This is a genomic window from Variovorax sp. CAN15 (assembly GCF_030462475.1).
Classification (GTDB): domain Bacteria; phylum Pseudomonadota; class Gammaproteobacteria; order Burkholderiales; family Burkholderiaceae_C; genus Variovorax.
In genome coordinates this window covers 267,295-287,104 of record NZ_JASMRZ010000001.1, presented here as the reverse complement: position 1 = coordinate 287,104, position 19,810 = coordinate 267,295, and the positions used below count along the sequence as shown (strand labels likewise).

At 68.7% G+C, this 19,810-nt stretch carries 19 protein-coding genes; 8 read left to right on the top strand and 11 right to left on the bottom strand.

The window, feature by feature from the left end; translation table 11 throughout:
- Positions 1-79: 79 nt before the first annotated feature.
- The 5 genes from QMO14_RS01245 (at position 80) to QMO14_RS01225 (ending at position 6,499) form a co-directional block, all read left to right on the top strand.
- Positions 80-970 (top strand): IclR family transcriptional regulator, encoded by an 891-nt coding sequence (locus tag QMO14_RS01245; protein WP_301503786.1) that lies wholly within the window; start codon positions 80-82, stop codon positions 968-970.
- A 14-nt stretch (positions 971-984) separates the two neighbouring features.
- On the top strand, positions 985-1,404 hold the full coding sequence (locus QMO14_RS01240) for an MAPEG family protein (protein ID WP_301503785.1): 420 nt from the start codon (positions 985-987) through the stop codon (positions 1,402-1,404).
- Positions 1,405-1,558: 154 nt separating this feature from the next.
- Positions 1,559-3,097, top strand: a complete 1,539-nt coding sequence (locus QMO14_RS01235; RefSeq protein WP_301503784.1) for an aldehyde dehydrogenase family protein — start codon at positions 1,559-1,561, stop codon at positions 3,095-3,097.
- A 138-nt stretch (positions 3,098-3,235) separates the two neighbouring features.
- Positions 3,236-4,474, top strand: a complete 1,239-nt coding sequence (locus QMO14_RS01230; RefSeq protein ID WP_301503783.1) for a pyridoxal phosphate-dependent aminotransferase — start codon at positions 3,236-3,238, stop codon at positions 4,472-4,474.
- Between the two features lie 351 nt (positions 4,475-4,825).
- Entirely contained in the window at positions 4,826-6,499 is a 1,674-nt protein-coding gene (locus QMO14_RS01225) for a thiamine pyrophosphate-binding protein (protein WP_301503782.1), read from the top strand.
- 208 nt (positions 6,500-6,707) lie between these two features.
- Here the strand turns inward: QMO14_RS01225 and QMO14_RS01220 are convergent, their stop codons facing one another.
- Both QMO14_RS01220 and QMO14_RS01215 read right to left on the bottom strand, forming a co-directional pair.
- A complete protein-coding gene (locus QMO14_RS01220; RefSeq protein WP_019655447.1) occupies positions 6,708-7,013 on the bottom strand; it encodes a hypothetical protein in 306 nt (101 codons plus the stop codon).
- 23 nt (positions 7,014-7,036) lie between these two features.
- Positions 7,037-8,275 carry an ammonium transporter gene (locus tag QMO14_RS01215; protein WP_301503781.1) on the bottom strand — a complete coding sequence of 413 codons (1,239 nt, stop codon included), beginning with the start codon at positions 8,273-8,275 and terminating at the stop codon, positions 7,037-7,039.
- A 374-nt stretch (positions 8,276-8,649) separates the two neighbouring features.
- On the opposite strand from QMO14_RS01215, the gene QMO14_RS01210 reads away from it, so the two are divergent.
- Complete coding sequence (locus QMO14_RS01210) at positions 8,650-9,408, top strand: TSUP family transporter (protein ID WP_301503780.1); 759 nt, start codon at positions 8,650-8,652, stop codon at positions 9,406-9,408.
- 20 nt (positions 9,409-9,428) lie between these two features.
- Positions 9,429-10,793 carry a chromate efflux transporter gene (gene chrA / locus QMO14_RS01205; protein ID WP_301503779.1) on the top strand — a complete coding sequence of 455 codons (1,365 nt, stop codon included), beginning with the start codon at positions 9,429-9,431 and terminating at the stop codon, positions 10,791-10,793.
- 3 nt (positions 10,794-10,796) lie between these two features.
- Here chrA and QMO14_RS01200 read toward each other — a convergent pair whose 3' ends face one another.
- From QMO14_RS01200 to QMO14_RS01180, 5 genes are all read right to left on the bottom strand, one after another.
- On the bottom strand, positions 10,797-12,308 hold the full coding sequence (locus tag QMO14_RS01200) for a tripartite tricarboxylate transporter permease (protein ID WP_301503778.1): 1,512 nt from the start codon (positions 12,306-12,308) through the stop codon (positions 10,797-10,799).
- Between the two features lie 13 nt (positions 12,309-12,321).
- The gene (locus QMO14_RS01195; protein ID WP_301503777.1) at positions 12,322-12,810 is read right to left on the bottom strand and encodes a tripartite tricarboxylate transporter TctB family protein; all 489 of its coding nucleotides are present in this window, start codon (positions 12,808-12,810) and stop codon (positions 12,322-12,324) included.
- Positions 12,811-13,016: 206 nt separating this feature from the next.
- The gene (locus QMO14_RS01190) at positions 13,017-13,436 is read right to left on the bottom strand and encodes an RNA-binding protein (protein ID WP_301503776.1); all 420 of its coding nucleotides are present in this window, start codon (positions 13,434-13,436) and stop codon (positions 13,017-13,019) included.
- Between the two features lie 184 nt (positions 13,437-13,620).
- Entirely contained in the window at positions 13,621-13,857 is a 237-nt protein-coding gene (locus QMO14_RS01185) for a DUF3820 family protein (protein WP_301503775.1), read from the bottom strand.
- Positions 13,858-13,864: 7 nt separating this feature from the next.
- Positions 13,865-14,260: a translation initiation factor Sui1 gene (locus QMO14_RS01180; RefSeq protein WP_301503774.1), complete on the bottom strand. Its 396-nt coding sequence runs from the start codon at positions 14,258-14,260 to the stop codon at positions 13,865-13,867.
- 62 nt (positions 14,261-14,322) lie between these two features.
- On the opposite strand from QMO14_RS01180, the gene QMO14_RS01175 reads away from it, so the two are divergent.
- The gene (locus tag QMO14_RS01175; protein ID WP_301503773.1) at positions 14,323-15,600 is read left to right on the top strand and encodes a DEAD/DEAH box helicase; all 1,278 of its coding nucleotides are present in this window, start codon (positions 14,323-14,325) and stop codon (positions 15,598-15,600) included.
- A 36-nt stretch (positions 15,601-15,636) separates the two neighbouring features.
- On the opposite strand, the gene QMO14_RS01170 is transcribed toward QMO14_RS01175, so the two are convergent.
- The 4 genes from QMO14_RS01170 to QMO14_RS01155 form a co-directional block, all read right to left on the bottom strand.
- Complete coding sequence (locus tag QMO14_RS01170; RefSeq protein WP_301503772.1) at positions 15,637-16,398, bottom strand: slipin family protein; 762 nt, start codon at positions 16,396-16,398, stop codon at positions 15,637-15,639.
- Between the two features lie 94 nt (positions 16,399-16,492).
- Complete coding sequence (locus QMO14_RS01165; RefSeq protein WP_301503771.1) at positions 16,493-17,656, bottom strand: acyl-CoA dehydrogenase family protein; 1,164 nt, start codon at positions 17,654-17,656, stop codon at positions 16,493-16,495.
- A gap of 16 nt (positions 17,657-17,672) precedes the next feature.
- Positions 17,673-18,833: an acyl-CoA dehydrogenase family protein gene (locus tag QMO14_RS01160; RefSeq protein ID WP_301503770.1), complete on the bottom strand. Its 1,161-nt coding sequence runs from the start codon at positions 18,831-18,833 to the stop codon at positions 17,673-17,675.
- Positions 18,834-18,870: 37 nt separating this feature from the next.
- Positions 18,871-19,776, bottom strand: coding sequence for an SDR family oxidoreductase (locus tag QMO14_RS01155; protein ID WP_301503769.1), 906 nt, complete (start codon positions 19,774-19,776; stop codon positions 18,871-18,873).
- Positions 19,777-19,810: the final 34 nt, after the last annotated feature.

Sequence of the window (19,810 nt, the reverse complement as noted above, 5' to 3'; positions counted from 1 at the left end):
CAGAATATTTCTTTAAATTATTCCGTTCAATGGAATATGATGGCCGCAACTGTTGCATCGGATTCCACAGGAGGAAGGTATGGAGAGCACTTCGGCGAACGCCCCGGCCGGCGCAGGGGCGGGCGCGGCGGCCAGCGGCGGCGTGCCGCGCGTCTTTTCGGTGATCCGCGCGCTCGCAGCGGTGCAGGCCGAGGGCGGCCGCGTGACCCAGATCGCACGTTCCGTGGGCCTCACCCAGGCCACCACGCACCGGCTGCTGCAGTCGCTCATGGCCGAAGGCATGGTCGAGCAGGACGAGCGCAGCAAGCTCTACCGCCTGAGCATCGATTTCTTCGCGCTCGCCGCCAGCGCGGGCAACCCCGGCGACCTGCGCTCCATCTGCCGGCCGGTGCTGCTGAGGCTGTGCGCGAGCCTGGGCGACAGCATCTTCCTGTTGGCGCGCAGCGGCTTCGACGCGGTGTGCCTGGACCGCAGCGAAGGCCCGTTTCCCATCCGCTCCTTCACCGGTGACATCGGCGGGCGCATCGCGCTGGGCGTGGGGCAGGGCGCGCTCGCGATCCTCGCCTTCCTGCCGGAGGCCGAGCGCGAGGAGGTGATCCGATTCAATCTCTCTCGCGTGCGCGAATACGGCGTGTACGACGAGGTCTACCTGCGCACCGAGATCGAGCGCGTGCGTCAGGCCGGCTACGCGGGCCGCAACACCGGCCTGCTCGAAGGCATGGCCGGCGTGGCCGTACCCATCCTCGACCGCGAAGGCCGCGCGGTGGCGGCGCTGAGCGTGGGCACCATCGCCGACCGGCTCAATGCCGACCGCATGCCGACGGTGGTGGAGCTGCTGAAACGCGAGGCGGCGGCGATCGGGCCGAGGATCAACCCCTTCGATGCGACGCTGAGGCGGCCGGCCCAGAGTCTGGCGGGGTCGCCTGCGGGGCAGAAGATTCCGTTGCCCGAAGCGCCCGGACCGGGCTGAGCAAGGAGCCGACCATGAACAACCCCTCGATCCTCTACCCCGTCTTCGCCCTCGCCGCCCTCACCGGCCTGGTGCTGCTGCTCATCCCCTTCACGCGCGTGCGCGCCGTGCTGCGCCGCGAAGTGCGGGCGGCGGATTTCAGGCTGGGCGAGTCGGCGGCGGTGCCGGACGCGGTGCGCATCCCCAACCGCAACTACATGAACCTGCTGGAACTGCCGATGCTGTTCTATGTGGTTTGCCTGATCTTCTACGTGGCGGCGCAGCCGACGCCCGCGGCGGTCTGGCTGGCTTGGGGTTACGTCGGGCTGCGGGTGCTGCACAGCGTGGTGCACCTGACCTACAACCACGTGCTGCACCGGCTGGGCGTGTTCGCTGCGAGCAACGTGGTGCTGGTGAGCTTGTGGGTGCTGGCTGCCGCCCGGCTTGTGCGCTAGGCGCACATAAAAGCGGCGAGATCCTTCCTGAAACGCACCAGGTCCTTCGATATTTTCATTTGGCGATCGCGCTCGATTCGCTGATATTGGCCGGGTCAGGCGTCGTCGCCTCTTTCTTTTCTCCCTTCTTCCCACCTGCCCCCGGACCGCACCCATGCCCGAAGCCCAGACCTCCCTTCCCGTCGCCACCGAAGTCGAACAGCTGCTGCAGCGCCTGGGCGTGCCCCGCGCGGCCCACACCGGCGGCGAGCTGACGGTGCGTTCGCCCGTCAGCGGCGAGGTGGTGGCGCAGGTGCCGCAGACCTCGCCGGCCGAGGCGACGGCGGTGATCGGCCGCGCGCACGAGGCCTTCAAGACCTGGCGCAACGTGCCGGCGCCGCGCCGTGGCGAGCTGGTTCGGCTGCTGGGCGAGGAGCTGCGCGCCGCCAAGGCCGACCTGGGCCGCCTCGTGACGCTGGAGGCCGGCAAGATCCCATCCGAGGGCGCGGGCGAGGTGCAGGAAATGATCGACATCTGCGACTTCGCGGTCGGCCTCTCGCGCCAGATCTACGGCCTCACCCTGGCCACCGAGCGCGCCGAGCACCGAATGATGGAAACCTGGCATCCGCTGGGCGTGTGCGGCGTGATCTCGGCCTTCAACTTCCCGGTGGCCGTGTGGTCGTGGAACGCGGCGCTGGCGCTGGTGTGCGGCGATCCGGTGGTGTGGAAGCCCTCCGAAAAAACGCCGCTGACCGCGCTGGCCGTGCATGCCATCGCGCAGCGCGCCATCGAGCGCTTCGGCGACGCGCCCGAGGGCCTGCTGGGCCTGCTGCTGGGCCAGCGCGACATCGGCGAGGTGCTGGTGGACGATCACCGCGTGCCCGTTCTCTCGGCCACCGGCTCGACCGCCATGGGCCGGCAGGTGGGGCCGAAGCTGGCCGCGCGCTTCGCCCGCGCCATCCTCGAACTCGGCGGCAACAACGCCGCCATCGTCACGCCCTCGGCCGACCTCGACCTCGCGCTGCGCGGCATCGCCTTCGCGGCCATGGGCACGGCCGGCCAGCGCTGCACCACGCTGCGCCGCCTGTTCGTGCACGAGAGCGTCTATGACGCGCTGGTGCCCAAGCTCGCCAAGGTCTACGGCAACGTGCAGGTGGGCGATCCGCGCGAGGCCGGCACGCTGGTCGGTCCGCTGATCGACCGCGCCGCCTTCGACGGCATGCAGAAGGCGCTCGGCGAAAGCCGCGAGGCCGGCGCGACGGTGCATGGCGGCCAGCGCGTGGACGGCATCGGCACGAAGGACGCGTACTACGTGCGCCCGGCGCTGGTCGAGCTGAAGTCGCATGACGGCCCGGCGCTGCGCGAGACCTTCGCGCCCATCCTGTACGTGGTGCGCTACAGCACGCTCGACGAGGCCATCGAGCAGCACAACGCGGTGGGCGCGGGCCTGTCGTCGTCGATCTTCACGCTGAACATGCGCGAGGCCGAGCGCTTCATGTCGAGCGCGGGTTCCGACTGCGGCATCGCCAACGTCAACATCGGCCCGAGCGGTGCCGAGATCGGCGGCGCCTTCGGCGGCGAGAAGGAAACCGGCGGCGGCCGCGAAGCCGGCTCCGACAGCTGGAAGGCGTACATGCGCCGCGCCACCAACACCATCAACTACTCGACCGCCCTGCCGCTCGCACAGGGCGTGACCTTCGACATCGGCGACTAGGACTCTCCCCCAGGGCCGTGCGCACTTGCGTGTCGCCACGCCAGCTCCCGAAGAACACCAGCCCGAACCCGGCGATGAGCGCGCGACCGAGCTGCTCGTCGCCGAGCCCGACGACCAGCCGCCGGAGGCCCACGCCCAGTGACAGCAGACACCGCCACATCCATTGCCCCGAGCGGGTTCCGGCCCGCGCAGCGCGTGCGCGCCATTGGCGTCTCTGAAATCCTGCGCATCACCGACCACGCCAACGCGCTCAAGCGCGCGGGCCGTCCGGTGATCGTGCTGGGCGCGGGCGAGCCCGACTTCGACACGCCGCAGAACGTGCGCGATGCGGCCGTGCGCGCCATCGGCCGGGGCGACACGCGCTACACCGTGCTCGACGGCAGCCCGGCGATGAAGGCGGCGGTGCAGCTCAAGTTCAAGCGCGACAACGCGCTCGACTTCGCGCTCGACGAGATCAGCGTGAGCGCCGGTGCCAAGCAGGTGATCTTCAACGCGCTGATGGCCAGCCTGGATGCGGGCGACGAAGTCATCCTGCCCGCGCCGTACTGGACTTCGTATGCCGACATCGTGCAGATCTGCGGCGGCATGCCGGTGCCGGTGGCCTGCACCGAGGCGAACGGCTTCAGGCTCGACGCCGCGCAGCTGGAGGCGGCCATCACGCCGCGCACGCGCTGGCTCTTCCTGAACTCGCCCTCGAACCCGAGCGGCGCGGCCTACGGCGCGGCGCAGCTCGAGCCGCTGTGCGATGTGCTGCTGCGCCATCCGCAGGTCTGGGTGCTGGCGGACGACATCTACGAACACATCCTCTACGACGGACTGGCCTTCGCCACGCCGGTGGCGGTGGAGCGGCGCCTGCGCGAGCGCACGCTGACGGTGAACGGCGTGTCCAAGGCCTATGCGATGACCGGCTGGCGCGTGGGCTACGGCGCGGGGCCGCGCGCCCTGATTGCAGCCATGGCGGTGGTGCAGAGCCAGACCACATCGTGCCCCTCGTCGATCAGCCAGGCAGCAGCCATCGAGGCGCTGACCGGGCCGCAGGACATCGTGGCCGAGCGCTGTGCCGACTTCCAGGCGCGGCGCGACTTCGTGGTCGCCGCGCTGAACCGCGCGCCGGGGCTGCGCTGCCGCGTGCCCGAGGGCGCGTTCTACACATTCGCGAGCTGCGCCGGCGTGCTCGGGCGGCGCACGCGCGGCGGCGCGCCGCTGCGCAGCGACAGCGACTTCTGCCGCTACCTGCTGCAGGACTTCGAGGTGGCGGTGGTGCCGGGCAGCGTGTTCGGGCTGGCGCCGTACTTCCGCATCTCGTATGCGACCTCGATGGCGCAGCTGGAAGAGGCATGCAAGCGCATCCAGGCTGCGTGCGAGGCGCTCGAATGACCCCGAATTTCTCCCTCTCCCGCTGGGGGAGGGCAGGGGTGGGGGCTCGCGGCGCATCCATTGCCGCTGGCTTTTCCATCGCCGCTTGCCCCCATCCCAACCTTCCCCCAAAGGGGGAAGGAGCGATTGCCTCGATGGCGCGGCTGCTCGACGGATGCCATCGCATCCAGGCTGCGTGCGAGGCGCCCGAATGACCCCGCATTTCTCCCTCCACCGCTGGGGGAGGGCTGGGGTGGGGGCAGGCGGCGCATCCATTGCCGTCGGCTCATCCATCGCCGCTTGCCCCCATCCCAACCTTCCCCCAGAGGGGGAAGGAGCGATACCGAACATCTTCAGCCCATTGGATACAGCATGACTTCCACCCCCCGCACCGGCGGCCAGATCCTGGTCGACCAGCTCGTCACCCACGGCGTCGAGCAGCTCTTCTGCGTGCCCGGCGAGAGCTTTCTCGCCGTACTCGACGCGCTGCACGACGCATCCATCGACGTGACCGTGTGCCGCCAGGAAGGCGGCGCAACCATGATGGCCGAGGCGCAGGGCAAGCTCACCGGCAGGCCGGGCGTGTGCTTCGTCACGCGCGGGCCCGGCGCCACCAATGCGTCGGCGGGCGTGCACATCGCGCACCAGGATTCGACGCCGCTCCTGCTCTTCGTCGGACAGGTCGCGCGCGACGCGATGGGCCGCGAGGCCTTCCAGGAGCTGGATTACGGCGCGGTGTTCGGCACCATGGCCAAGTGGGTGGTGCAGATCGACGACCCGGCGCGCGTGCCCGAGCTGGTCTCGCGCGCCTTCCATGTCGCGACCTCGGGCCGCCCCGGTCCGGTGGTGATCGCGCTGCCGGAAGACATGCTGACCGAGGCCGCGACGGTGGCCGACGCGCAGCCCTACGCCGTCACCGAAACCCATCCCGGCGCGGCGCAGCTCGCCGAACTGCAGCAACGCCTGTCGCAGGCGCAGCGGCCGGTGGTCATCGTGGGCGGCAGCCGCTGGTCTGAACAGGCGGCGCGGCAGTTCGCGGACTTCGCGGCGGCGTTCTCGCTGCCCGTGTACTGCTCGTTCCGCCGCCAGATGCTGATGTCGGCCGATCACCCCTGCTACGCGGGCGACCTCGGGCTGGGCGTCAATCCGAAGATGCTGGAGCGCATCCGCAATGCCGACCTGATCCTTCTGGTTGGCGGGCGCCTGTCGGAGGTGCCTTCGCAGGGCTACGAGCTGCTGTCCATTCCGCAGCCGAAGCAGGCGCTGGTGCACGTGCATGCCGACGCCGACGAACTCGGCAGGCTGTATCGACCGGCGCTGGGCATCCATGCCACGCCGCGGGCATTCGCCGAGGCTGTGTCCACGTTGCGACCCGCGCAGGCTCCAGCCTGGGCGGCGGAAACGAAGATCGCGCGCGAAGACTTCCTGCGCTGGAGCGACCCGTCGCCCATCCGCATTCCGGGCGCGCTGCAGATGGGCGAGGTCATGCAGCACCTGCGCGAGGTGCTGCCGGCCGACACCATCTTCTGCAACGGCGCGGGCAACTTCGCAACCTGGGTGCACCGCTTCTGGCCGTTCCGCGCGTATGCCAGCCAGCTTGCGCCCACCAGCGGCTCGATGGGCTACGGCCTGCCGGCCGGCGTCGGCGCCAAGCGCCTGTGGCCGCAGCGCGAGGTGGTGGTGTTCGCGGGCGACGGCGACTTCATGATGCACGGCCAGGAGTTCGCCACCGCCGTGCAGTACGGCCTGCCGATCATCGTGGTGCTGCTGGACAACGCCATGTACGGCACCATCCGCATGCACCAGGAAAAGCACTACCCCGGCCGCATCAGCGCCACGCAGCTGAAGAACCCGGACTTCCGCGGTTATGCCGAAGTATTCGGCGGGCACGGCGAGCGCGTGGAGAGCACCGGAGAGTTCGGCCCCGCGCTGGCCCGCGCGCGCGCCAGCGGCAAGCCGGCGATCCTGCACTGCCTGCTCGACCCGGAGGCCATCACGCCGGGCAGCACGCTGCAGTCGATCCGAAAGGCCGCACTGGGGAACTGAGCACTCCCCCAGGCTGCGCACACTTCGTGTCGCTTCGCCAACCCCCTCGTCGGGGGCGACACCTGCGGCCCGGCGAAGCCGGTTCCGCGACGACCAGGTTCTCCCCCAAGCTTCGCGCACTTCGTGTCGCTTCGCCATCCCCCTTCCGGGGGCGACACCTGCGGCCCGGCGAAGCCGGTTCCGCGGTGTCCCGCGACTTGGCTGTGTATCAGCGCAGGCCGCCGACGTACCGGGGCGGCGGCGTGGGCGGCTGGCCGTCGGGCTGGCGTGCCGCCAGGCGCGCGGCGCGGGCCAGCGGCTCCATCGCCTGCTCCAGGCGGGTGGCCAGCAGGTAGAGCTCCTCGTCCTTGGTGTCGGCCGCGTGCGCGCGGGTCATGCGCACGATCTCGGCGGCGTACTCGGCGTTGGTCGCCATCCATTCGGTGTCGGTCACGCGGCCGTGCTTTCGCCGCAGTGCCACGTGAAGGCGGGCGGCAAGGGCGATGCGTTCGCTTTCGGACATGGATGGCGACATGGCTTGTTTCCTCCGTCGGTGGGTCAACTGCTCCCGAGATGTTCCCTGTGCTGTGCAAGATCGAGGCCCAGCAACTCGCTGTCGGCATCGACGCGCAGGCCGACGATGACGTGCACCAGGAACAGCACCACGGCCGTCCCCGTTGCGCTGAAGATGGCCACGCTGCCGACCGCGATCGCCTGCGTCAGCACGTCGCCGGTGGCGCCGGAGACGCGCGGATCGGCGAAAACGCCGGTCAGCAGTGCACCCACGATGCCACCGATGCCGTGCACGCCGAACACGTCGAGCGAGTCGTCCGCACCCAGCAGGTGCTTCAGGCCGGTGGCGCCCCAGTAGCAGGCCAGCCCCGCGATGGCGCCGATGGCCAGCGCGGCCGGCGGCGTGACGAAGCCGGCCGCGGGCGTGATGGCCACCAGCCCGGCCACCAGGCCCGAGCACAGGCCCAGCAGAGAGGGGCTGCGGCGCACGATCCATTCGCCGACCATCCAGCTCATGGCGCCGGCTGCGGCCGCGATGTGCGTCACCAGCATGGCCAGGCCCGCGCGCCCGTCGGCCGCCACCGCCGAGCCCGCATTGAAGCCGAACCAGCCCACCCACAGCAGGCCCGCGCCGGTCATGGTGAGCGCCAGGCTGTAGGGCTCGAAGGCCTCCCGTCCGTAGCCCTTGCGCGGGCCGAGGGCGTAGGCGCACACGAGCCCGGCGATGCCGGCGTTGACGTGCACCACCGAGCCGCCGGCGAAGTCGAGTGCGCCCATCTGGGCGAGCCAGCCGCCCGGCTCCCACACCCAGTGCGCGATGGGCGCGTACACCAGCACGCTCCACAGCAGCGCGAACCACAGGATCGCCGAGAAGCGCATGCGTTCGACGAAGGCGCCGAGCACCAGCGCGGTGGTGATGATCGCGAAGGTGAGCTGGAACATCGCGTAGACCGTCTCTGGCACGTTGGGCGCCACGTGGCTCACGGCGAGCTGGCCGGCCTCCTTCAGATAGTCGAAGCCCGAGAACCAGAGTCGGCCGGTGCCGCCGAGCCAGGGCCAGCCCTCGGTGAAGGCGAGCGAATAGCCGGCCGTGAACCAGGTCAGCGAGACGGCAGCGGCGATCGCCACCACCGCCGCCATGGTGGCCAGCACGTTCTTGCGGCGCACCATGCCGGCATAGAAGAGGGCGATGCCGGGCAGCGTCATCAGCAGCACCAGCGCGGTCGAGGTCATCATCCACGCGGTGTCTGCCGCGCTGATGGAGGCTTGCGGTGCCAGGGCCATGGCTGTTCTTCTTCTTCAAGTGATGGACCACCGGGCCGCGTGCACAAGTCGTGCCACGTCGTTAACTATCAGAAACACTTTGGTTTGCAAATCGGGCTTCCCGCGTAAGGCAAAGCGGGTAATTCCCTATGCACTGAGGCGGTGCGTGCCCCTAAAGTCTGCGCACTCGCGAACGGGCCCTGCTCGTATGCCGAGGGTCCGAGGAGACAATCCCCCCTAGCAACAATAAAAATCTTCAAAGGCTCCGTACGAGATGCCTGGTTCGACTTTGGAAGGCGCCGCTGGTCGGCGCCTTTTTATTTGCGCGAACGCCTGAAGCGCCGGCCTCTGCAGCTACTTTTTCGATAGCACCGGGGTGAGACAATCCACCCCCTATGGAAATGCTGGTGGTGACGGGCGCCTCTTTGCTCGCGGGTTTTGTCGATTCGATCGTGGGCGGAGGCGGGCTCATCCTTGTGCCTGCGCTGTTCGCCGTTTTCCCGGGCGCACCGCCCGCGACCCTGCTGGGCACCAACAAGAGTGCGTCCATCTGGGGCACGGCCGCCGCCGCGGCCCAGTTCAGCCAGCGGGTGCAGATGCGCTGGGGCGCCCTGTGGCCGGCCGCGCTGCTCGGCTTTGCCGGCTCGATGCTGGGCGCCTGGGGCGTCACCATGTTCCCGGGCGATTTCCTGCGCAAGGCGCTGCCGCTCATCCTGCTGGGCGTGCTGCTCTACACGCTCGCGCGCAAGGACATGGGCCGCATGCACGCGCCGCGCTTCTCCGGCCGGGCGGAGACGCTGGCGGCCTGCGCCATCGGCCTGTCGATCGGCCTGTACGACGGCTTCTTCGGGCCGGGCGCGGGCAGCTTCCTCGTGTTCCTCTTCGTGCGCTGGATGGGCTACGACTTCCTCAACGCATCCGCCTCGGCCAAGATCATCAACACGCTGACCAACGCCGCCGCGCTGATCCTGCTGGCGGCCAAGGGCCACGTCTGGTGGCACTACGGGCTGGTGATGGCGGTGGCCAACGTGGCCGGCAGCGTGCTGGGTACGCGGGTTGCGCTGAAGCACGGCGCGGGCTTCGTGCGGGTGGTGTTCATCGTGGTGGTGAGCGCGCTCATACTGAAGACCGCCTACGACGCATTCCTGAAATAGCGCAACACGAAAGTCGCCCGATGTCCTCTGTCCAAGATCCCGTCGGGCGGCCCGTTCCCGTCAGCTTCTGGCAGGCCTTCGCGTACTGGCTCAAGCTGGGCTTCATCAGCTTCGGCGGTCCGGCCGGGCAGATCGCGCTGATGCACCAGGAGCTGGTGGAGCGCAGGCGCTGGATCTCGGAGAAGCGATTCCTCCACGCCCTCAACTACTGCATGCTGCTGCCCGGCCCCGAGGCCCAGCAGCTCGCCACCTACATCGGCTGGCTCATGCACCGCACCTGGGGCGGCATCGCTGCGGGGGTGCTGTTCGTGCTGCCCTCGCTCTTCATCCTGGTCGCGCTGTCGTGGGTCTACATGGCCTACGGGCAGGTGCCGGCGGTGGCGGGGCTGCTGTACGGCGTGAAGCCGGCGGTCACGGCCATCGTGCTGTTCGCGGCCTGGCGCATCGGCTCGCGGGTGCTGAAGAACGCATGGCTCTGGGCGATCGCGGCGGCGGCCTTCGTGGCGATCTTCGCGCTGGGCGCGCCCTTTCCGCTGATCGTGCTGGTGGCCGGGGCCGTCGGCTATTTCGGCAGCCGGGTGGCGCCGGAGCGCTTCGCGCCCGGCGGCGGGCATGGCGCGGCAGCGGCGGCCATCGGCCCGGCGCTCATCGACGACGACACGCCGGCACCCGCGCACGCGCGCTTCGGCTGGGGCCGCTTCTGGCGCGTGCTGGGCGTGTTCCTCGCGCTGTGGCTGGGCGCCATCGGCGCGCTCACCGCGTTCTACGGCTGGCACGGCACCCTCACGCAGATGGGCTGGTTCTTCACCAAGGCCGCGCTGCTGACCTTCGGCGGTGCGTACGCGGTGCTGCCCTACGTGTTCCAGGGCGCGGTCGACCACTACGGCTGGCTGGGCGCCACGCAGATGATCGACGGCCTCGCGCTCGGCGAGACCACGCCGGGGCCGCTGATCATGGTGGTGTCCTTCGTGGGCTTCGTCGGCGGCTGGAATCAGGCGCTCTTCGGCGGCAATTCGCTCTTCGTCGCGGGCGCGGTGGCGGCGACGGTGGTGAGCTTCTTCACCTTCCTGCCGTCCTTCCTGTTCATCCTGCTCGGCGGCCCGTTCATCGAATCCACGCACGGCAACCTGAAGCTCACCGCGCCGCTCACGGCCATCACGGCGGCGGTGGTGGGCGTGATCGTCAACCTGGCGGTGTTCTTCGCCTGGCACGTCCTGTGGCCCAAGGGAGCGGGCGGCGGCTTCGACGCGGCATCGGCGGCGATCGGGCTGATCGCCGCCGTGGCGCTGTTCCGCTTCAAGGCCGGTGTGATCCCGGTGGTGCTTGGGTCAGCCTTGCTTGGGCTGGCGTGGCAGCTGTTGCTGCTGCCTTTGCTCGCGCGTTGAGGCTCAGTCCTCTACGAACGCCTCTTCGCGCTTGGCCTTGATGGCCGGCAGCAGCACGATGCCCAGCAGCAGCACCGCCGCGACCAGCAGCCCCGCCGACAGCGGCCGCGTGACGAACACGCTCCACGCGCCGCGCGACAGCAGCAGCGCCCGGCGCAGGTTCTCTTCCATCATCGGCCCGAGGATGAAGCCCAGCAGCAGCGGCGCGGGCTCGGTGCGCAGCTTGATGAAGAGGTAGCCGATGAAGCCGAAGGCCGCCACCATCCACACGTCGAAGGTGTTGTTGTTGGTCGAGTACACGCCGATCGCGCAGAACAGCACGATCGCCGGAAACAGGAACCTGTAGGGCACCGTCAGCAGCTTGATCCACATGCCGATCAGCGGCAGGTTCAGGATGATGAGCATCGCGTTGCCGATCCACATCGAGGCGATCAGGCCCCAGAACAGCTCGGGGTTGCTGGTCATCACCTGCGGGCCGGGCTGGATGTTGTGGATCGTCATCGCGCCCACCATCAGCGCCATCACCGCATTGGGCGGAATGCCCAGCGTCAGCAGCGGGATGAAGGAGGTCTGCGCGCCGGCATTGTTGGCCGACTCGGGCGATGCCACGCCGCGGATGTTGCCCTTGCCGAAGGGCACTTCGCCGGGGCGCATGCGGATCTTCTTCTCGAGCGCGTAGGAGGCGAACGAGGCCAGCAGCGCGCCGCCGCCGGGCAGGATGCCCAGCGCCGAGCCGAGGGCCGTGCCACGCAGCACGGCGGGCAGCATGCGCTTGAAGTCGTCCTTGGTGGGCCACAGGCCCTTGACCTTGTGCGTGAACACCTCGCGCTCGTCGTCGGGCTGCGAGAGGTTGCCGATGATCTCGCCGTAGCCGAACACGCCCATGGCGATGACCACGAAGCCGATGCCGTCGGTGAGCTCCGGAATGTCGAAGCTGTAGCGCGCCACGCCCGAGTTGACGTCGGTGCCCACGATGCCCAGCAGCAGGCCCAGCACGATCATCGCCACCGCCTTCAGCAGCGAGCCCGAGGCCAGCACCACAGCGCCGATCAGGCCCAGCACCATCAGCGAGAAATACTCGGCGGGGCCGAACTTGAAGGCCAGCTCKGTCAGCGGCGGCGCGAAGGCGGCCAGGATCAGCGTGCCCACGCAGCCCGCGAAGAACGAGCCCAGGCCGGCGGCGGCGAGCGCCGGGCCCGCGCGGCCCTGCCTCGCCATCTGGTAGCCGTCGATGCAGGTGACCACCGAGGACGATTCGCCCGGCAGGTTCACCAGGATGGCCGTGGTGGAGCCGCCGTACTGCGCGCCGTAGTAGATGCCCGCCAGCATGATCAGCGCCGACACGGGCGGCAGCGCGTACGTGGCCGGCAGCAGCATCGCGATGGTCGCGACCGGGCCGATGCCGGGCAGCACGCCGATCAGCGTGCCCAGGATGCAGCCGATCAGGCAATACAGCAGGTTGGTGAAGGTGAACGCGACGCCGAAGCCGGTCGCGAGGTTGTTGAAGAGTTCCATGGCGGTGTGCTCCTCAGCCCGAGATGAAGGTGGGCCACACCTGGATCTGCAGCTTGAGCGCCCAGATGAACGCCACGTAGCTGCCGGCCGCCAGGATGGTCGCGAGGATCAGCACGTCGCGCAGCCTGAACTGCTCGCCCGCCATGCTGGAGATGATGGTGAGCGCATAGATCGCGATGATCATGCCCATGGCCGGCAGACCGATGCTGGGCAGCCCGCCCAGCAGCACGCCGAAGGCCAGGTTCGCGCCGAGCACGAAGGCCAGCGGCTTCCAGGCCCACTTGCCGATCGGGTCGCCGTCGGTGGTCTCGACCACCATCGCCTGGAACATGATGACCGCGCCCAGCACCGCCAGCAGGATGCCCAGCATGAGCGGGAAGTAGCCCGGCCCCATGCGCGCGCCGTCGCCGATGGTGTAGCTGGTCGCGCCTATGGCGAAGGCGCCTCCCACGGTGGTGAACATGACTCCTGAAAAGAAGTCCGCCTGGCTCTTCATGCGCATGTCTCGCTCCTCTTGTTTTAGGGGGAACGAGGGTCGATCTGGGGGGCTGACCATGGGCTGACCAGCGTGGTACGGACAAGTGCGTATCGCGGTGCAAGGGTTCTCCCCGGGGCCCTGGTCCGCTCGGGCTCCGGAGTGTTCGGCCAATAAAAAAAGCTCCCGAAGGAGCTTTTCATTCAGAGGCCCGAAGGCCGTGGAGGGAGGGCTCAGTAGCCGCCGCGGCCACCGCCGCCGTAGCCACCACCGCCGCCGCCATAGCCGCCGCCGCCACTGCGGTCACCGCCGCCGTAGCCGCCGCCACCACTGCGGCCGCCGCCACCGTAGCCGCCGCCACCACCGCCGCCGTAGCCGCCGCCACCGGTGCGGGGGGGACGGGCTTCCATCGGACGGGCTTCGTTCACCGTCAGGGCGCGGCCCTGCAGCGAGTGGCCATTCATGGCTTCGATGGCTGCGAGTGCTTCTGCATCCGAACCCATTTCGACGAAGCCGAAGCCCTTCGAACGGCCGGTGTCACGTTCCATCATGACCTTGGCGCTGACGATGGCGCCGAATTCGCCGAAAGCTTGTTCCAGGTCGTTGTCACGCACGGAGTAGGCGAGGTTGCCTACGTAGAGTTTCTTGCCCATTGAGGGACTCCTAATTCAAACCAAAAAGACAAAGCGATGGAGTCCCAGAATCACAACAAACAATAACTGCGCTGTGGCGCGAAACTGACCGATCACCAAATTACGTGCACGGGAGCCGAAGGCCCACTGACACGTAGCAGGGATTATCCGGCCCGATTCGCAAAAATTTCGGGTAAATCGCGTGTTATCGGGTAACTCCGGGGCCTGACGGGCGGTTTCGCAACGGTTTCAGCAGGCCGGAAAGCCCGTTGTGGTCTATTTCATGCATCAGCGCCAGCAATTTTCCGATTTCTCCCGAGGGAAAACCCTCGCGTGCGAACCAGCTCAGGTAATTTCCGGGCAGATCCGCGATCAGCGTGCCCTTGTGCTTGCCGAAGGGCATTTCGAGTGTTACCAGTCGTTGCAGGTCTTCGGGGTTCATCGCGTGTTCAGCCTCCTGCCCGCTTGACCGTATGGCCCAGCCTGGCGAGCGCGGCGATCACCGTCTCGCGGTGGTCGCCCTGGATCTCGATCGTGCCGTCCTTCACCGTGCCGCCCGTGCCGCACGCGGCCTTGAGCTGCTTGCCCAGCGCCAGCAGCGCCGCCGCGTCGAGCGCCACCCCCTTGATGAGCGTCACGCCCTTGCCCTTTCGTCCCTTGGTCTCGTGCGACACGCGCACAATGCCGTCGGTGGCCGGCGTGCTGCGCGCCTTTTCGAGCTCCTTGCAGCGGCAACGGGCCACGGGCTCGCCGCAACCGGCGCACATGCGCCCGCCTCCGTCGGTGGAATACACCAGGGTGCTGCCGCCGGACTGATTGGCGCGCTGCTGTTTCATCGTCGACATCCGATACGCCTCTTTCTGCTTCCGTTCTGTCTTTCTCTTTCTTGCCCGCCGCGCTCACACACATGCCATTCGATTCACTGGGCCTGGCCCCCGCGCTCGTGCAGGCTGCCGCCCGAAGCGGCTTCAACACGCCGACCGCCATACAGGCCGCGGCCATTCCCGCGATTCTGCAAGGCCGCGACGTGCGGGGTTCGGCGCAGACCGGCTCCGGCAAGACCGCCGCATTTTCCCTGCCCCTGCTGCAACGTCTGGCCGAGCCACGACAGCAAGGCCCGCGCCGCATGCGCGCGCTCGTGCTGGTGCCCACGCGCGAGCTCGCGGCCCAGGTCGGCGGCACCATGTACGAACTGGCCCAGGACCTGCCCGAACGCCTGAAGATCGTCACCGTCTTCGGCGGCGTGTCGATCAACCCGCAGATGATGAACCTGCGCGGCGGTGCCGACATCGTCGTCGCCACGCCGGGCCGGCTGCTCGACCTGGTGGAGCACAACGCGCTGAGGCTCGATGCGGTCGCCATGCTCGTGCTCGACGAGGCCGACCGTTTGTTCGACCTCGGCTTCGCCGAAGAGCTGGGCCGCATCCTCGAACTGCTGCCGAAGCGGCGCCAGAACCTGTTTTTCTCGGCCACGTTTCCGCCGGCCATCCAGGCGCTGGCCGACCGCATGCTGCAAGACCCCGCCATCGTCGACGTGCAGGGCGAGCCGGGCACCGCGCCCGACATCGTGCAGCGCGTGATCGAGGTCGACGCCAGCCGCCGCACGCAACTGCTGCGCCATCTGCTCAAGCAGCATGAGAACGAGTGGGACCGCGCGCTGGTCTTCGTCGCCACGCAGCACGCGGCGCAGACCGTGGCAGAGAAGCTCTACCGCAACGGCATCTACGCCGTGCCCTTCCACGGCGACATCGCGCAGGGCACGCGCAGCGACATCCTTTCGCAGTTCAAGCAGAGCCGCTGGGACGTGGTGATCGCCACCGACCTCGCCGCGCGCGGGCTCGACATCGCGCAACTGCCCGTGGTCATCAACTACGACCTTCCGCGCTCGCCGACCGACTACATCCATCGCATCGGCCGCACGGGCCGCGCGGGCGAGAGCGGCCTGGCGATCAGCTTCGTGAGCGCGGCCACCGAGGCGCACTTCCGGCTGATCGAGAAGCGCAACGGGCTGAAGCTGCCGCGCGAGCGCGTCGAAGGTTTCGAGCCGGTGGAGGTGGCGCCGCCGGTGGTCGATGCCTCGGGAACGGGGGGCATCAAGGGGAAGCGGCCGAGCAAGAAGGACAAGCTTCGCGCGGCGGCTGCGCTCGCGGCGACGCGGGGAGATGCCCCCGAAACGAACGGCTGACCGCTGCCGATTTCTGCCTTTGCGTGCAGCAGCACGCTATGCCGTTTGCTTGCCCATGAAGCTCGCCAGCAGGTCCACCGGCAGCGGGAACACGATGGTGGTGTTCTTGTCCGCGCCGATGACGGTGAGCGTCTCCAGGTAGCGCAGCTGGATGGCCTGCGGCTCCTGCGCCAGCACGCGCGCGGCCTGGAAGAGCTTCTGCGAGGCCTGCAGCTCGCCTTCGGCGTGGATCACCTTGGCGCGGCGCTCGCGCTCCGCCTCGGCCTGCCGCGCGATGGCGCGCACCATCGACTCGGTGAGGTCGATCTGCTTGATCTCCACGTTCGACACCTTGATGCCCCACGAGGCCGTCTGCACGTCGAGCGACTCGCGCACGTCGATGTTGAGCTGCTCGCGCTCGGCCAGCATGTCGTCGAGCTGGTGCTTGCCGAGCACCGAGCGCAGGGTGGTCTGGGCGAGCTGGCTGGTGGCGTTGAAAAAATCCTTGACCTGGACGATGGCCTTCTCGGCGTCAACGATGCGGAAGTAGACGACCGCGCTGACCTTCACCGACACGTTGTCGCGCGAGATCACGTCCTGCGTGGGCACTTCGAGCACCACGGTTCGCAGGTCGACGCGCACCACCTGCTGGATGGCCGGTATCACGAACACCAGCCCGGGGCCCGCGACCTTCGAGAAACGCCCGAGGGTAAAGACGATGCCGCGTTCGTACTCCCGGAAGATCCATATCGCGGAAAAGAGCAGCACCGCCAGCAGAACCAGGATGACGGCGCCGATACCTGAGGTGAGAGAGAGCATGTCGGTCTCCTGCGACCCAGCGAAAGCGCTGGATGGTTGGACACCGGGCGCGCGGCGGCGTTCCCTCCCACGCCCCACGCCTTCGGAAGGCTACCTACCAGCCCATCTGTTTCGCCGCCAGCTCCTTCATGATCTCCTCGGCCCCGCCGCCGATCATCATCACCTTGACCTCCCGGTAGATGCGCTCGCTGACCGTGCCGCGCATGAAGCCCATGCCGCCGAGGATCTGCACCGCCTGGTCGGCGCAGAACTGCATGGTCTGCGTGGCGTGGTTCTTCAGCATGCAGATCTGCGCCACCCATTCTGGGGCGTTGTGTTGGCCGGCCGCCTCCAGCGCATCGCCTTGCGCCGACACCGCCTCGATCCATGCCTCGGTGGAGGCGATGCGCATCTGCATGTCGACCAGCTTGTGGCGCACCGCCTGGTGCTCGATGAGCGCGGCGCCGAAGGCCTTTCGCTCGCGCGCCCAGGCCAGCGCCTCGTCGAGGCATGCCTGCGAAAAGCCCAGCGCGCCCGCGGCGAGGCCGATGCGCTCGCCGTTGAAGTTGCCCATGATCATGCGGAAGCCCGCGCCCTCGTCGCCCAGCAGGTAGCGCGCGGACACGCGCACGTTGTTGAAGTGCAGCGTGGCGGTGTCGGAGCACAGCCAACCCATCTTCGACAGCCGTGTGCGCGTGAGGCCGACCGCGTCGCCCGGCACCAGCAGCATCGAGATGCCGCCCGCGCCACGTCCCTCGCCGGTGCGCACGGCCACGGTGATCCAGTCGGCGCGCATGCCCGAGGTGATGAAGGTCTTTTCGCCGTTGACGATGTAGTGGTCTCCATCGCGGCGTGCCGTGGTGCGCAGCGCCGCCACGTCGGAGCCGCCGCCGGGCTCGGTGATGGCCAGCGCCGCGATCTTCTCGCCGCGTAGCACCGCCGGCACCACCTCGCGGCGCACTGCGTCGCTCGCGTGCAGCACCACCGGCGGCAGGCCGATGTTGTGAGAGAACAGGCTTGCGAGCACGCCGCCGCTCTTGCCATGGCGCGCGAGCGCGACCCACGCCGGCAGCTTGAGCGAATACGAGGCGGGCGTGCCGCCGAGTTCTTCCGGATAGCCCAGCCCGAGAAGCCCCAGTTCGGCGGCGCGTGCGTACAGCGCGCGCGGAAACTCGCCCGCGTCGTCCCAGGCCTGCACGTTCGGCGCGATCTCGGTTTCTGCGAAGCGCCGCACCGTGTCGGCGAGCGCGGCGCGGTCGGCTTGCAGCTCGGCGTCCATGCGATCGGTTTCCTGCTCAGCCGCGCTGCGGGCGCTTGGCGATGCCCATGGTCTTGGCGAGGATGCCCAGCATCACTTCGTCCGCGCCGCCGCCGATGGAGCCCAGCCGGCCGTCGCGGTACAGGCGCGAGACGCGGTTCTCCAGCGTGAAGCCCATGCCGCCCCAGAACTGCAGGCAGGTGTCTGCCACCTGCCGTGTGAGGCGGCCGGTCTTGAGCTTGGCCATCGACGCGAGCTCGAGCACGTCCTCGCCCTGCACATGCAGGTCGCAGGCGCGGTAGGTGAGGGCGCGCAGCGCCTCCACCTCGGTCTTGAGTTCGGCCAGCTTGAACTGCACCCACTGCTGGTCGGCCAGCGTGGAGCCGAACATCTGGCGCTGCTGCGCCCATTCGATGGTCTGCGCGATGCAGTCCTCCATCGGTTCCAGCGAACTGGCCGCCGCCCACAGCCGCTCTTCCTGGAACTGCTGCATCTGGTAGACGAAGCCCTGCCCCTCTTCGCCGATGCGGTAGCGCTGCGGCACGCGCACGTTGTCGAAGTAGATGAGCCCGGTGTCGCTCGAATTCATGCCGATCTTGCGCAGCTTCTTCGCCTTCTCGATGCCGGGGCTGTCCATCGGCACCATCACGAGCGACTTGTTGCGGTGCACCGGGCCGTCGCCGGTGTTGACCAGCATGCACATCCAGTCGGCCTGCAGGCTGTTGGTGATCCACATCTTCTGGCCGCTGATGAGGTAGTCGTCGCCGTCCTTGCGCGCGTAGCTCTTCAGGCCCGCCACGTCGCTGCCCGCGCCGGGCTCGCTCACGCCGATGCAGCCGACCGTGTCGCCCGCGATGGCCGGCGCCAGGAACTCGCGGCGCAGCTCGTCGCTGCCGAAGCGCGCGAGGGCAGGGGTGCACATGTCGGTCTGCACGCCGATGGCCATCGGCACGCCGCCGCAGCTGATATGGCCCAGCGCCTCGGCCATGGCCATTGCGTACGAGTAGTCCAGGCCCGCGCCGCCGAAGGCCTCGGGCTTGTTCAGGCCCAGCATGCCGAGGTTGCCGAGCTTCTTGAAGACCTCGTGCGCGGGAAAGATCTCGGCCTCTTCCCACTCGTCCACGCGCGGGTTGATCTCATCGTCGATGAAGCGGCGCAGGGTCTTCTGGATCTCGAGGTGTTCGTGGCTGTACTGCATGAGGTGGTCTCCGGTCTTTCTTTCTCTTCTCGTTTCTTCACTTGTCCTGGAACACGCGCGGCTGCTGCGCGAGGTGGAAGCCGTCGAAGGGCTTCACCGCGCGGCGCTGCCGTGCCTGCGCGTCCGGCAGCGCCATCGGCCAGCCCATGCGCACCTGCGGCCGCGCGCCGTCCACGCGCAGCACGCTGCCGCTGATGAAGCTCGCGGCCGGGCCCAGCAGGAAGACGATGGCGGCGGAGGTCTCGGCCTCGTTGCCGAAGCGGCCGGCCGGCACGGTCTTGCGCATGGCGCGAAGCATGTCGCCAGCCTCGGGCGGGTAGTGGTCCATGCCGCTGGAGGCGATGTAGCCCGGCGCCACCGCGTTCACGCGCACGCCGCTCGCGGCCCATTCGAGCGCGGCGGTTTCGGTGAAGCTCACCATGCCCGCGCGCGCCGCGCCGCTGTGGCCCATGTTGGGCATGGAGCCCCACATGTCGGCCACGATGTTGACGATGGCGCCCCCGTTGGCCTGCATGCTCTGCAGGTAACACTCGCGCGCGACCAGGAACCCGCCCGTGAGGTTGGTGTGGATCACCGCCTCCCAGCCCTTGGCCGAGATCGCATGCAGCGGCGTGATGTACTGGCCGCCCGCGTTGTTGACCAGCCCGTCGATGCGGCCGTGCGCGGCGACGATGCTCGCGACTGCCGTGCGCACCGCGTCTTCGTCGCGGATGTCGAAGGCCTGCGTGGAGGCCTTGCCGCCAGCGGCATCGATCTCGGCGCGCACCGCGTCGAGCTTCTCGGGCTTGCGGCCGACCAGCACCACCTGCGCGCCCAGCGCCGCGAGCTCGTGCGCGGTGCAGCGGCCGATGCCGGAGCCGCCGCCGGTGACGACGACGACCTGGCCGTCGAAGAGCCCAGGGGCGAAGACGGAGCGGTAGTGGGAGGAAGAAGGTGCGTTCATGTGGATGGCTTTCGGGAAGACGTGAGCGCTGTCT

What these genes read in the sequence shown, in the direction of transcription:
- QMO14_RS01225 (WP_301503782.1), top strand. Translation starts at nt 4,826, where the DNA reads ATGACTTCCACCCCCCGCACCGGCGGCCAGATCCTGGTCGACCAGCTC.
- QMO14_RS01245 (WP_301503786.1), top strand. Translation starts at nt 80, where the DNA reads ATGGAGAGCACTTCGGCGAACGCCCCGGCCGGCGCAGGGGCGGGCGCG.
- QMO14_RS01215 (WP_301503781.1), bottom strand. Translation starts at nt 8,275, where the DNA reads ATGGCCCTGGCACCGCAAGCCTCCATCAGCGCGGCAGACACCGCGTGG.
- QMO14_RS01235 (WP_301503784.1), top strand. Translation starts at nt 1,559, where the DNA reads ATGCCCGAAGCCCAGACCTCCCTTCCCGTCGCCACCGAAGTCGAACAG.
- QMO14_RS01240 (WP_301503785.1), top strand. Translation starts at nt 985, where the DNA reads ATGAACAACCCCTCGATCCTCTACCCCGTCTTCGCCCTCGCCGCCCTC.
- QMO14_RS01155 (WP_301503769.1), bottom strand. Translation starts at nt 19,776, where the DNA reads ATGAACGCACCTTCTTCCTCCCACTACCGCTCCGTCTTCGCCCCTGGG.
- chrA (WP_301503779.1), top strand. Translation starts at nt 9,429, where the DNA reads ATGTCCTCTGTCCAAGATCCCGTCGGGCGGCCCGTTCCCGTCAGCTTC.
- QMO14_RS01165 (WP_301503771.1), bottom strand. Translation starts at nt 17,656, where the DNA reads ATGGACGCCGAGCTGCAAGCCGACCGCGCCGCGCTCGCCGACACGGTG.
- QMO14_RS01195 (WP_301503777.1), bottom strand. Translation starts at nt 12,810, where the DNA reads ATGCGCATGAAGAGCCAGGCGGACTTCTTTTCAGGAGTCATGTTCACC.
- QMO14_RS01185 (WP_301503775.1), bottom strand. Translation starts at nt 13,857, where the DNA reads ATGAACCCCGAAGACCTGCAACGACTGGTAACACTCGAAATGCCCTTC.
- QMO14_RS01170 (WP_301503772.1), bottom strand. Translation starts at nt 16,398, where the DNA reads ATGCTCTCTCTCACCTCAGGTATCGGCGCCGTCATCCTGGTTCTGCTG.
- QMO14_RS01175 (WP_301503773.1), top strand. Translation starts at nt 14,323, where the DNA reads ATGCCATTCGATTCACTGGGCCTGGCCCCCGCGCTCGTGCAGGCTGCC.
- QMO14_RS01190 (WP_301503776.1), bottom strand. Translation starts at nt 13,436, where the DNA reads ATGGGCAAGAAACTCTACGTAGGCAACCTCGCCTACTCCGTGCGTGAC.
- QMO14_RS01180 (WP_301503774.1), bottom strand. Translation starts at nt 14,260, where the DNA reads ATGTCGACGATGAAACAGCAGCGCGCCAATCAGTCCGGCGGCAGCACC.
- QMO14_RS01160 (WP_301503770.1), bottom strand. Translation starts at nt 18,833, where the DNA reads ATGCAGTACAGCCACGAACACCTCGAGATCCAGAAGACCCTGCGCCGC.
- QMO14_RS01220 (WP_019655447.1), bottom strand. Translation starts at nt 7,013, where the DNA reads ATGTCGCCATCCATGTCCGAAAGCGAACGCATCGCCCTTGCCGCCCGC.
- QMO14_RS01210 (WP_301503780.1), top strand. Translation starts at nt 8,650, where the DNA reads ATGGAAATGCTGGTGGTGACGGGCGCCTCTTTGCTCGCGGGTTTTGTC.